Raw genomic sequence first — 10,588 nt, 5'->3', positions numbered from 1 at the left:
GAGCTTGCGTAGTCAGGAAGACTTGGCCATGCGTGCGCAGATCGTCAGGATCAACGCGCTGCATCGCTGGGCGCCTGGAACGGTGAAGATGTGGCATCTGCTGCGAGCAGAAGGTCTCAAATGCGGCAAACACCGCGTAAGAAGGCTGCGCAAGCTGGAGAATATCCAGACGACCCGCACCAGGCGATTCCGTGTCATGCAAGCGATGGAGCGTGTGCAGCCGCCGGCGCCTGACCTGGTTAAGCGGGGTTTCAAGGTCAACGCTCCAAACACGATTTGGGTAGGCGACATGACGGCGCTGCGTACCAAGGAAGGCTGGCTTCATCTGGCCATCGTGCTGGACTTGTATGCGCGGCGTGTCGTGGGCTGGTCGTTGGATACGACGCAGGCTACGACACTGCCGATGGCGGCGTTGAACATGGCCCTGGCGCAGCGAAAACCCAATGCCGGCCTGATCTTCCACAGCGACCAGGGAACGGTCTACGCATCGCATGATTATCGTGGCTTGCTCCAAGCGCATGGCGTTCTACCCAGCATGAGCCGCAAAGGAAACTGCCACGACAATGCTGTCGCGGAAAGCTTCTTTTCGAACCTGAAGAACGAAGTCATGCACGATCGATTGTTCGGATCAAGGGACGAAGCGAAAGCAGCGGTCAGCAACTACATTGAGGTGTATTACAATCGGCAGCGCTTACATCAAACCTTGGGCTACCAAACGCCCGTCGCCGTCGATGCAGCATTTCGCTGTACCTAAATAACTTGTCCAGAATATCCGGACCACCTCAGGTCTGACTTTTAGACACGGGCTCAACCAGGGTAAGGCTAAGCTCGTGTCCGAATGTCAGACCTGACCCCGAAGTTGCTTTCCGGCGACCTCGATCAGCCCCCTGGCGCCACCGCCTGCCTGCCGGAGGCCGCCACCGTACCCGGCGCCTGCGTCTCCGGATTGAGCACCACCTGCACATAATTCTGGTCGTTGAAATAGCGCTTCGCCGCCGTGCGGATCTCGTCCGCGGTCAGCGCCGCGACCTGCTTTTCGATCTCCAGGATCGAGGCCGGGTCGGTGCCTTCGCTCAGCGCCGTCTGCAGGTGTCCCAGCCAGTAGCCGTTCTCGCGCAGCGAGCGGCGGTGGTTCTGGATCCAGTTGCTCTTGACTTTGTCCAGGTCGGCCGCGTCCGGCCCCTGGGTTTGCAGGCGGCGGATTTCGGCAAACGTGGTGGCGATCACCTTGTCCACGTGCTCGGGTCCGGTCGGCAGGGTCACGCCGATCGAGTAATTCCCGTACGGGATCTTGCTCAGCACGCCGTTGGCGCCGCCGCCGTAGATCAGGGCCATCTGCTCGCGCAGCACGTCGATGATGCGCAGGTTGGTCACTTCCAGCAGGGCCGACAGGCGCAGCTGCTCGGCTTCGGTGAATTCCGCCGGACCCGTGAAGGTCAGCGAGATCGTGCTCTTCGGCTCCGAGCCGCTGCGCACTTCGCGCTTGACCACGCCCGTGCTGGGTCGCATGCCGACGTCGCGGTAGGCGACCGGCAGGTCCGGCGTCGGCAGGCTGCCGAGGTAGGCGGCCAGCAGCGGCTTGATGGTGTGCAGGTCGAAACTGCCGACCAGGATGAAGGTCAGGTCCTTCGCGCTCGAGAAGCGCTGCTGGAAGATGTCGATGCTGCGGTCGAGGTCGATCTGCTCGTATTCTTCGGGACGCAGGGTGCGCGGCGCGCGCGGGTGGTTGTTGTAGAGCGCGGCCATCACGGCGTCGCCGAAGTGCACGCCGGGCTGCGAGGTCTGGTTGCGTGCCTGCTCGGCCTGCTTGCCGACATAGGAGCGGAACAAGGCTTCGTCGCGGCGCACGCCGTGGAATTTCAGCCAGGTCAGTTGCAGCATGGTTTCGATATCGGTCGCGCCCGAGGCGCCGACCACCACGTCCGTGTAGTTGGCCAGGCCGACGTTGACTTGGGCCGCCTTGCCGGCGAGGATCTTGTTGATGTCCAGCGGGGTGAAATCCTTCACGCCCATGCTGGCCACGATGGCATTGGCAAAGCGCGCATTGAGCACGTCCTTGTCCGGGAACAGGCTCTGGCCGCCGAAGCGGGCCGCGCTCATCATCACCTGGTCGTTGCGGAAATCGGTGGGTTTCAGGATCACCTTGACGCCGTTCGACAGGGTCAAGCGGGTCAGGCCCAGCGCCTTGTCCTGGGCCTGGGACACGATCGTGCCAGGCTTGGTTGGGCGCTCCATCAGGCGCGCGGCCAGGGTCTTTTCGTCGCGCGCGCTCACCTCGGCGCGCTGGGCCGCCGCCACCGTGGCCAGCAACTGCTCGCCGCGCGGGGTGTCGGGGCGGGTCACGCCCGTGTACAGCACCAGCTTGCCCGAGTCGGCCGGAATGGTGCGGCGCGCATAGGCATTCATTTCTTCCAGCGTGATGCCGGGCACCAGCTGTTTGACGTAGCGGTATTCGGTGTCGATCCCGGGTATGGCTTCCTGCTGCAGGAAAGCGCGGATGTATTCGGCTGCATAGGTGCCGGAATCGCTCTTGGCGCGCTCGTTCCAGGCGGCTTCGTAGGTGCGCATCATGTTCTTCTTCATCTGCTCGAGCTCGGTCGCACCGAAGCCGTGGCGGCGCGCACGCTCGTTTTCCTCGACCAGGGCGGTGAGGGCGGCGTCCGCCCCGCGCGGTCCCAGCGCGGCCGAGGCGTTGTACGAGCGGTAGCGCGGGGTCAGCTTGCCGAGCGAGCTGTTCGCGCCCATGAAGGGCGGTTCGGGCAATTGGGCCAGTTCCTGCAGGCGCTGGTTGAGCATGGCGGAAAACAGCGCCTGCACCAGGTCGTCGCGGTAGGCGCGGATTGTGCCGGCCTCATGCACCGGCTGCACCGGGTAGCGGATCAGGATGGCGTTGCCGGTGGCTTCCTGGTCCGTGACGACCAGCGCCTTGGTGGCCTGGCGCGCCGGGATCTCGGCGTAAGCCCGTGGCCGCGATGGCTGCGGATTCTTCAGCTTGGCGAAATGCTGCTTGACCAGTTGCTCGGCGCGCGCCGGGTCGATGTCGCCGACCACGACCACCGCCATCAGGTCGGGGCGGTACCAGTCGCGGTAGAAGCGGCGCAGCGCCTCGGGCGTGAAATTGCGCAGTACCTCTTCGGTGCCGATCGGGAGGCGCTCGGCATATTTCGAGCCGTTGAAGATCTTCGGCATGATCTGCTTGCTCATGCGGTCCGAGGCGCCTTTGCCCAGGCGCAGCTCTTCCAGGATGATGCCGCGTTCCTTGTCGATGTCGGCCGGATCGAAGCTGACGCCGTGGGCCCAGTCTTCCAGCACCTGGAAGGCCTTGCCGACGTGCTCCGGCTTGTCGGTCGGGATCGGCAGGATGTAGACGGTCTCGTCGAAGGCCGTATAGGCGTTCAGGTCGGCGCCGAAGCCCACGCCGATCGACTGCAAATAGGACACCAGTTCGTGCTTGCGGAAATGGGTCGAGCCATTGAAGGCCATGTGCTCGACGAAGTGGGCCAGGCCGCGCTGGTCGTCGTCTTCCAGGATCGAGCCGGCCTTGACCACCAGGCGCAGCTCGAGCTTGCGTTCGGGGCGGGCATTGCGCTGGATGTAATAGGTGAGGCCGTTGGCCAGCTTGCCGACCTTGACCTGCGGGCCGACCGGGATCGGCGCATCCAGGCGCAGCGCGCCGGCGTCCCGGGACGCGGTCGCCGCAGCAGCCGCATGCGCAACATTCGCAGGCAAGTGCGCGCACAGTACGGCGACCAGGAGCAGGCCGCGCACGAAATTGTTGCTCATTTAGGGAACTTTTCTATAGAAGAGCACGCATTCTACCGCGCGCGCCCGGCGAAATATCGCCTGGGCCAGTGTTGACCCGGTGCGTGTTGCGTACAGGCAGCAATATTTAGATGGCAACGCGTCCCTTGGCCAGCAATTGCGCCATGTCGTGCACGGGCAGGGGCCGGCTGTACAAATAGCCCTGCATGACGTCGCAGCCGATCAGGCCCAGGAAGTCGCGCTGGCCGACCGTTTCCACGCCTTCGGCCACGACCGACAGCGACAGGCCCTGGGCCAGCGCGATGGTGGCCTGGGCAATGGCCGCGCTGCGCTGCTCGGTGGTGATGTTGCGCACAAACGTCTGGTCGATCTTGAGCTTGTCGAGCGGGAAGCGCGACAGGTAGCCCAGCGACGAATAGCCGGTGCCGAAGTCGTCCAGCGACAGCGACACGCCCATCGCGCGCAATTCGGCCATCTGCGCCTCGGCCACCGCGCTGTCGCCCATCATGACGCTTTCGGTCAGTTCGACTTCCAGGTAGCGCGGCGCCAACCCGCTTTCTTCCAGCGCGGCGCGCACGATGCCGCTGACCGAGCCGGCCTTGAACTGGTTGGCCGAGACGTTCACCGCGACCCGCACCGGTGGGAGGCCGGCGTTTTGCCAGGTCTTGTTCTGGAAGCAGGCCTGGCGGATCACCCATTCGCCGATCGGGTGGATCAGGCCGGTATCTTCGGCCAGCGGGATGAAGTCGCCCGGCGGCACCATGCCGATTTCCTCGCTGCGCCAGCGCAGCAGCGCTTCCATGCCGACCACGCTGCCGTCCAGGCGCGAGATCTGCGGCTGGTAGTGCAGGGCCAGCTCGCTGCGCTCGATGGCGCGCCGCAGCCGGCTCTCCAGCGCCAGCCAGCGCAGCGCCTGGGCATTCATCTCGCCCTTGAAGAAGCGGAAGCCGTTGCGTCCCGACTGCTTCATGTCGGTCAGGGCCGCGTCGGCCGACTTGAGCAGGTCGCCCGCCGCGTTGCCGTCGCGCGGGAAGATGCTGATGCCCACGCTGCCGGTGACCACCACGTCGTGCCCGCCCACCTCGTGCGGCTGGGCGATGGCGTCGATCAGGCGGCGCGCGGCCAGGATGATGTCTTCGTTGTCGTGGCAGGCGGTGAGCAGCAGGACGAATTCGTCGCCCGACAGCCGCGCCAGCGTATCGGTGGGGCCGGCGATGGCGCCGACCCGGCGCGCCACTTCGCGCAGCACGGCGTCGCCGGCGCCGTGGCCCAGGCTGTCGTTGATGCGCGAGAGGCGGTCGACGTTGAACAGCAGCAGGGCCAGCTGGCCGTCGCCCTGGCGCGCCGCGGCGATCGCCTGCTGCAGGCGGTCGTTGAACAGCGAGCGGTTCGGCAGCAGGGTCAGGGCGTCGTGGTTGGACAGGAAGTCGAGCTTGTGGTGCGCCGCCTTCAGGGCCGACAGGTCGGTGGAGACGGACACGTAGGCGGTGAGTTTGCCGGCCTCGTCGCGTACCGCGCTGATGCTGGTGCGCTCGGGGTAGACTTCGCCGTTCTTGCGGCGGTTCCAGATCTCGCCGCGCCACTGGCCATCGCGTTCCAGGCAATGCCACATGCTGCCGTAGAAGGCGCAATCGTGCCGCCCCGAGCGCAGGATGCGCGGGTTCAGGCCCAGCACGTCGGCTTCGCGGTAACCCGTGATCTGCTCGAAGGCCGGGTTCACGGCCACGATATTCGCCTCGGCATCGGTCATCATGATGCCTTCCTGGGTGCTGTCGAAGACCTGGCGGTTCAGCTCGAGCCGGTGCTGGCTCTCGCGCAGGGCGACGTCGGCATCGGCGCGGGCCAGGGCTTCGAGCTGGAGCTGGGCCGCGTGGCGCTGCACCACGTCGTACAGGTTCAGGTTTTCACAGGCCACCGCCAGCTGGGCGGCCAGGGCCGTGGCCCAGCGCTCTTCTTCTTCGGTAAAGGCCGGCGCGCCCGGATGGCGGGCGCAGTACAGCCAGCCGTGCGGGTGCTGCAGGTCGTGCACCTGCAGGCCGAGGAAGCTGCCCAGGCCGGGGTGGCAGGACGGCAGGGTGCCCAGGTAGGCGTCGCCCTCGACCAGGCGCAGCGGGGCGCGCGCGCGCAGCAGCATGCCGGGCAGCCGGGTTTCGTCCTGGGCGTGGCCGGCCAGCAGGTCCGGGTCGAGCGCCCAGGCGGCGAGGTGGCGCACGTTGCGCTCGTCGCGGTCGAGCAGGCAGAGCGCGGCGCAGTCGGCGTGCAGCACGCGGCGGGCGGCGTCGAGGAAGGAAGCGGCCAGGGTCTCGACCCGGCGCTCGCCGATCAGGGACAGGCACATGCGCTCCAGTTCCGTCAGGCGCGCGCACAGGTCGAAGGGCAATCCACGGTCGCGTTCTGCAAGCGCGACCGGCGGCGCCGGCGGGTTGCCTTCGATGACGCCGAGTTCGGCGTTGACGGCTTCGAGGATCTGGTGCGGGTCGGAAGGCTTGGGCAGCACGGTGGCCACACCGCAGCGCGCCGCCATGGCCTGGATCTCGCGCTCGGCGTAGACGGCCGAGAAGAAGATGATGCGGGTGGCCTGCAGTTCGGGGTCCTGGCGGATCTGCTGGACCAGCTCGTAGCCGTCCATGATCGGCATCAGGATGTCGGTGATGACCAGCTCGGGATGGTGGGTGCGGGTCAGGCCCAGGGCCTGGGCGCCGTCTTCGGCTTCGAGCAGGCGGTGGCCGGTATAGCCGAGCAGGGCATGGAGGAAGGCGCGGTTGCTGGGCCGGTCGTCGACGATCAGGATCGTGGCCATCAGCAGCGCTCCCCTGGCGAAGCGCTGCAGCGACTGCAAGATGATGGCACTACCGCCATGGCAACTCCGCGAAGGGGACCGGCGTTGCCGGGGAGCGCCCTCGGCGACATTTTTGGCCGCAATGTATTAATCATAATCTAGTCGAGCGTGGACATGCCATCTTGTTGCGTGCAGGATTGTGAAGCTTAACAATCCTGGGGACACAAATGTACGCGAATTATTGCTTGTTGCTGTTCGGCAACGTGCGTTGACGAAATCGCAGCACCGTGCCCGCTGATGGGCAGGCAGAGGGAGTCAGGTTGAAAGGCGGTAAATCCTTTAAAATAACGGATTACGCAAAACTCCTCCCGTTTCAAGGAATCCGCATGTCTATTTCCAGCACCGAAGAAATCGTTGCCGAATTGCGCGCCGGGCGCATGGTCATTCTCGTCGACGAAGAAGATCGCGAGAACGAGGGCGACCTGGTGCTTGCCGCCGACTTCGTCACCCCGGAAGCGATCAATTTCATGATCCGCCACGCGCGCGGCCTGGTCTGCCTGACGCTGACCGAAGAGCGTTGCGACGAGCTGGCGCTGCCGATGATGACCTCGAAGAACGGCACCTCCTTCGGCACCAATTTCACGGTCTCGATCGAAGCGGCCGAGGGCGTGACCACCGGCATCTCGGCGGCCGACCGCGCCCGCACCATCCAGGTGGCCGTGAACAAGGGCACGACCCCGGACGACCTGGTGCAGCCGGGCCATATCTTCCCGCTGCGCGCCCAGAACGGCGGCGTCCTGATGCGCGCCGGGCACACAGAAGCAGGCTGCGACCTGACCGCGATGGCGGGCCTGAGCCCGGCGTCGGTGATCTGCGAGATCATCAAGGAAGACGGCACCATGGCGCGCCTGCCGGACCTGATCGAGTTCGCGCAAGAACACAATCTCAAGATCGGCACCATCGCCGACCTGATCCATTACCGCAGCCAGAACGAAAGCCTGGTCGAGCGCGTGGCCGAGCGCCCGTTGTCCACGCCGTACGGCGAGTTCAAGCTGGTCGCCTTCCGCGACAAGCCGAGCGGCGCCGCCCACCTGGCGCTGGTGCACGGCGAGCTGGCGCGCGAGCGCGAAGCCCTGGTGCGCGTGCACCAGCCGGTCTCGATCCTCGACGTGCTCGGCAACTGCGCCTCGACCCACTCCTGGGACCTGGCCTCGGCCATGAAGGCGATCCGCAGCAGCGACTGCGGCGTGATCGTGCTGCTCAATGCCGGCGAGACCGCCGACGAACTGTTCGCGCAGTTCGCCCCGCGCGACGCCAGTCCACGCAGCGCGCGCGCCGCCTCGATGGACCTGCGCACCTACGGCATCGGCGCGCAGATCCTGCGCAACCTGGGCGTGGGCAAGATGCAGCTGCTGACCAATCCGCGCAAGATGCCGTCGATGACGGGCTTCGACCTGGAAGTCACGGGCTACCTGCCGCAGCCGGCCGGCGAGCGCGTCGCATAGCGCGTTGCGTAGCGCGCCGCCCGAACCGAACACACACTAATATAGAACCATACAAAGAGAAAAGAGGTCAGCCATGACGGTAGGAACTTTTGAAAGCAATATGGCAGGTGAAGGCCTGCGCATCGGCATCGTGCAGGCACGCTTCAACGCCGACGTCGGCCACGGCCTGCTGTCCTCGTGCCTGGCCGAACTCAAGCGCCTGGGCGTGGCGGATGAAGACATCCTCCACATCACCGTGCCGGGTGCGCTGGAAATCCCGCTGGCCCTGCAGAAGATGGCCGAGACCCAGCAGTTCGACGCGCTGGTCGCCCTGGGCGCCGTGATCCGCGGCGAGACCTACCACTTCGAGCTGGTCTCGAACGAGTCGGGCGCCGGCATCACCCGCATCGGCCTGGACTACGGCATCCCCGTGGCCAATGCCGTGCTCACCACCGAGAACGACGAGCAGGCCGAAGCCCGCATGGCCGAGAAGGGCCTGGAAGCGGCGCGCGCGGCGGTCGAGATGGCGAACCTGCTGTTCGCGCTGGAAGAGCTGCAGGCTGAAGAAGAATAAGGAAACACGCACATGAACGACAAGACTTCGCACGCCAACCCGAGCAAGAACCGCACCCCACGCCACCGCGCGCGCGAGTTCGCGCTGCAGGGCCTGTACCAGTGGCTGCTCAACAATGAAGCGGCCCGCACCATCGTCACCAATATCCGCGGCGCGCATGGCTTCGAGAAGGCCGACGGCGAGTATTTCGCCGACCTGCTCAACGGCGCCATCAGCACCTCGGTCGAGCTGCGCGAATCGATCTCCCCGCTGATCGACCGCAACGTCGCCGACCTGTCGCCGATCGAGCACGGCGTGCTGCTGCTGGGCGCCTACGAGCTGAAGAACCACCCGGAAATCCCGTACCGCGTCGTGATCAACGAAGCGGTCGAGCTGACCAAGTCCTTCGGCGGCATCGACGGCCACAAGTACGTGAATGGCGTGCTGGACAAGCTGGCCTCGAGCATGCGGCCGGATGAAGTCGGGGCCGATACGCGGCGTTGATCGTTACATCCCTCTATATATAGTAGAGAGAAGCCACCGGGGCCTTGTCCCGGTGGCTTTTTTGTTGGCGCGTGCATAGCCGCCCATAAAAAAACCACCGCAGCAGCAGTGGTTTCTCGATCCATCCATTCATCCAAACAACTTACAGCGTCGCCAGCGTCTCCGCCGTGTGGCTCTCGGGCGCGGCCGGCGCGGCAGCCGGCGCTTCCACCGGAGCGGCCGTCGGCGCGCTGGCCGGAGCCTGCTTCACCATGATCGGCGCGGGCAGGGCAGGCGGAGTGCGGGTCGGCACATTCTGGCCGCGCGCAACCTGCTTGAGGCGGTGGTACTCGGCCAGCACTTTCGAGCCGTAGCCCTGGTCGCTCTCCATGTCGGCGGCGCCGACATAGGTCTTGAGGCCGCCTTCGACCGAACCGGTGCGCTTGACGTAATCCTTCAGGATCAGGGCGCCGACACGGATGTTGGCGGCCGGGTCCAGCGCTGCCTTCTGGCCGCCGACCTGCTCGAACTTGTCGTGGTGGACTTTGGCCATGACCTGCATCAGGCCCTTGGCGCCCACCGGGCTCTCCGCGAACGGATTCAGGCCCGATTCGATCGCCATCACCGCCAGGATCAGCAGAGGGTCGATCTTGACCTCGTGCGCCGTCGTGTAGGCGGTCGAGACCAGCATGTTGGCGGCATCGCTGGCAACACGGTAGCGCTTGCTCAGCCAGGAGGTGACAAATTGCTGCTGCTTGCTGTTGCGGGCCGCGGTCTTGGCGCTGGCCGGGGCAGTTGCTTCGGCTCCGGCTTCGGCGACTGTCGCCGCGATCGGCGCGGCAGGCGCGATGGCAACGATTTCAGGCTGGGGATCCAGCACGTCCGAGACGTGCTTGGCCACGCCGTCGTTGGTATAGAGCAGCGCGAGCATCGCGATTGCCGAGAGACCGAATACGGTCAGGGTGTTACGTGCGGCATTTGCTGCGCCGCGTACTGCTTTGCCCATGGAAGACCAGCTCACTGGCTGGGTGGCCATGGATTGCACGAGCCTTGCGCTCGTGATGAAACGATGGATCATCGAATTCCCCTTGTCGCGGCAAAAAGATTCCCGTCACGGCGCTCATGGAAATTCGCGCTGTGTCTGGACTGATTGCCGTGCATCAGAAATATCGTAGGTCGCCGCCTAGCGGCCGACTAACGCCGTCATTGCTTTGCTTCAGCTGGTCGCCAGGCCCAAAGGGGGGTGGCAGATCCAGTGGCTCAACAACTGTCTCGGGGGTTGGGCAGACGCCCAGTGAGAACACTCCTTAAAATGTCATGTGGGGCCCCGACCCCGTGAATGCATGAGAACAAGCTAAAATCATGTCGAAACGTTTTGCCTGCCTCATCAAGTAGGACGGATTGTAGGGGCTCGCTTATACCAAGTCAACCCTAGCACGATCCGCTCTTATTACTTTTAGATCTGATTGTCTAGCCGAAATTTTGAAAATGCTTGTCAAATCAGTCACTTGTGATGGTGCCTTGAAC

7 protein-coding genes are annotated in these 10,588 nt (G+C 65.0%); 4 read left to right on the top strand and 3 right to left on the bottom strand.

The window, feature by feature from the left end; genetic code table 11:
• Positions 1-754: IS3 family transposase (locus tag AC56LR_RS04120; RefSeq protein WP_497127748.1), on the top strand; the 754-nt coding region annotated here is incomplete at its 5' end.
• Between the two features lie 125 nt (positions 755-879).
• On the opposite strand, the gene AC56LR_RS04115 is transcribed toward AC56LR_RS04120, so the two are convergent.
• Positions 880-3,783: a M16 family metallopeptidase gene (locus AC56LR_RS04115; RefSeq protein ID WP_497127746.1), complete on the bottom strand. Its 2,904-nt coding sequence runs from the start codon at positions 3,781-3,783 to the stop codon at positions 880-882.
• Between the two features lie 106 nt (positions 3,784-3,889).
• Positions 3,890-6,601, bottom strand: coding sequence for a two-component system response regulator (locus tag AC56LR_RS04110; protein ID WP_497127744.1), 2,712 nt, complete (start codon positions 6,599-6,601; stop codon positions 3,890-3,892).
• 326 nt (positions 6,602-6,927) lie between these two features.
• On the opposite strand from AC56LR_RS04110, the gene ribBA reads away from it, so the two are divergent.
• The 3 genes from ribBA (at position 6,928) to nusB (ending at position 9,082) form a co-directional block, all read left to right on the top strand.
• Positions 6,928-8,046, top strand: a complete 1,119-nt coding sequence (gene ribBA / locus AC56LR_RS04105; RefSeq protein ID WP_497127742.1) for a bifunctional 3,4-dihydroxy-2-butanone-4-phosphate synthase/GTP cyclohydrolase II — start codon at positions 6,928-6,930, stop codon at positions 8,044-8,046.
• Between the two features lie 73 nt (positions 8,047-8,119).
• Positions 8,120-8,599, top strand: coding sequence for a 6,7-dimethyl-8-ribityllumazine synthase (gene ribH, locus AC56LR_RS04100; RefSeq protein WP_171084426.1), 480 nt, complete (start codon positions 8,120-8,122; stop codon positions 8,597-8,599).
• Positions 8,600-8,611: 12 nt separating this feature from the next.
• Positions 8,612-9,082 (top strand): transcription antitermination factor NusB, encoded by a 471-nt coding sequence (gene nusB, locus AC56LR_RS04095; RefSeq protein WP_497127740.1) that lies wholly within the window; start codon positions 8,612-8,614, stop codon positions 9,080-9,082.
• A gap of 142 nt (positions 9,083-9,224) precedes the next feature.
• On the opposite strand, the gene AC56LR_RS04090 is transcribed toward nusB, so the two are convergent.
• Entirely contained in the window at positions 9,225-10,139 is a 915-nt protein-coding gene (locus AC56LR_RS04090; protein ID WP_497127738.1) for a transglycosylase SLT domain-containing protein, read from the bottom strand.
• Positions 10,140-10,588: the final 449 nt, after the last annotated feature.

It is taken from the genome of Telluria sp. ZT3P39, assembly GCF_059685935.1.
Note: the sequence above shows the minus strand (reverse complement) of the source record. Positions and strands in the feature narration are given on the sequence as shown.